Source organism: Commensalibacter sp. A3DC, assembly GCF_047307945.1.
GTDB classification, from domain to species: Bacteria; Pseudomonadota; Alphaproteobacteria; order Acetobacterales; family Acetobacteraceae; genus Commensalibacter; species Commensalibacter melissae.
The window spans coordinates 1-1,652 of the sequence record NZ_JAXOQA010000122.1 but is presented as its reverse complement, the minus strand read 5'-3'; the positions used below and the strand labels follow the sequence as shown (position 1 = coordinate 1,652).

The 1,652-nt window shown below is 37.3% G+C and carries 1 protein-coding gene and 1 pseudogene; both read right to left on the bottom strand.

From position 1 onward, the window contains the following. Nucleotides 1-54 precede the first annotated feature (54 nt). Complete coding sequence (gene ahcY, locus U0839_RS08755; protein WP_155564861.1) at nucleotides 55-1,353, bottom strand: adenosylhomocysteinase; 1,299 nt, start codon at nucleotides 1,351-1,353, stop codon at nucleotides 55-57. 104 nt (nucleotides 1,354-1,457) lie between these two features. Beyond that, nucleotides 1,458-1,652 (bottom strand): annotated as a pseudogene (locus U0839_RS08750) (DUF262 domain-containing protein); the annotation flags it as partial.

Sequence of the window (1,652 nt, the reverse complement as noted above, 5' to 3'; positions counted from 1 at the left end):
AAAAACTCATTACAAATTGTAATGAGTTTTTTTATGTCACTATTATTTTTAAAACTAATAACGATAAGAATCTGGTTTAAATGGACCTTCAACATCAACGCCAATATAATCAGCCTGAGCTTTATTTAATTTAGATAGAACCGCACCAACTTTTTCGAGATGTAAAGCTGCCACCTTCTCATCCAAGAACTTGGGAAGGGTATAGACTTTTGCTTCATATTTACCCTTTGGTGCTGTCCATAATTCAATCTGTGCCAAAGTCTGGTTTGTAAAGGAGGCAGACATCACAAAAGATGGATGACCAGTGGCATTCCCAAGATTAACCAAACGTCCTTCAGAAAGAAGAATAATACGGTTACCATCGGGAAAAATAATCTCATCAACTTGGGGTTTAATATTTTCCCACGTGAAATTCCGTAATTTTTCAACTTGAATTTCTGAATCAAAATGACCAATGTTGCAAACGATCGCACGATTTTTCATGGCACGCATATGATCAACGGTAATAATATCAATATTACCGGTACAAGTTACGAAAATATCACCACGTGGTGCAGCCTCTTCCATAGTGACAATTTCATATCCTTCCATCGCGGCCTGTAATGCACAAATAGGATCAACCTCTGTAACAAGAACGCGACAACCAGCATTTCGCAAACTTGCTGCCGAACCCTTACCCACATCACCAAAACCGGCAACAACGGCAACCTTTCCAGACATCATTACATCTGTACCGCGACGGATTGCATCGACCAGGCTTTCACGACAACCATATAAATTATCAAATTTAGACTTCGTAACACTGTCATTGACATTGAATGCCGGAACTAATAAGGTTCCTTTCTTTTCCATTTCACGCAAACGGTGAACACCTGTTGTCGTTTCTTCAGACAACCCCTTAATATTTTTTAACATCTCAGGATATTTCTGATGCATTAACAGGGTTAAATCACCCCCGTCATCCAAAATCATATTGGGAACCCAACCATTCGGACCATGAATGGTCTGTTCAATACACCAGTTAAATTCCTCCTCGGTTTCACCTTTCCAAGCAAATACAGGAATACCAGCTGCAGCTATTGCCGCAGCCGCATGATCCTGAGTTGAGAAAATGTTACAAGATGACCAACGCACTTCCGCTCCCAAGGCAACAAGGGTTTCAATTAACACAGCTGTCTGGATAGTCATATGCAAGCAGCCGGCAATTCTCGCCCCCTTAAGAATCTGTTTATCCGCATATTCTTTACGAAGAGCCATTAAACCTGGCATTTCCCCTTCAGAAATAGCAATCTCTTTCCGCCCCCAACTCGCAAGTGAAATATCTTTCACTTTGTAATCATGTTGATCTTTCATCATTTATCAATCCTTTTTATGATCAAATATAATATTATGATGTATTATTAGAGCACATATAAGAAGAGATCAATCTAATGCGTCAAGAACAAAACAGCATATTATTATGAAAAAATAAAATTGGATATTCTTTTTGCTGCTTTTTCAGTTGTTTCTAAAATATCATTTTTCTCCCATTTATCACTAGAATAGTTAATTAAAGTTTTCGCTAAATTATATTTGCTATTTTTATATCCATTTTTATTATGAATAAAACTTTGCTTTTTAGTTTTAAACCATTCATTACTGATACTTCGATT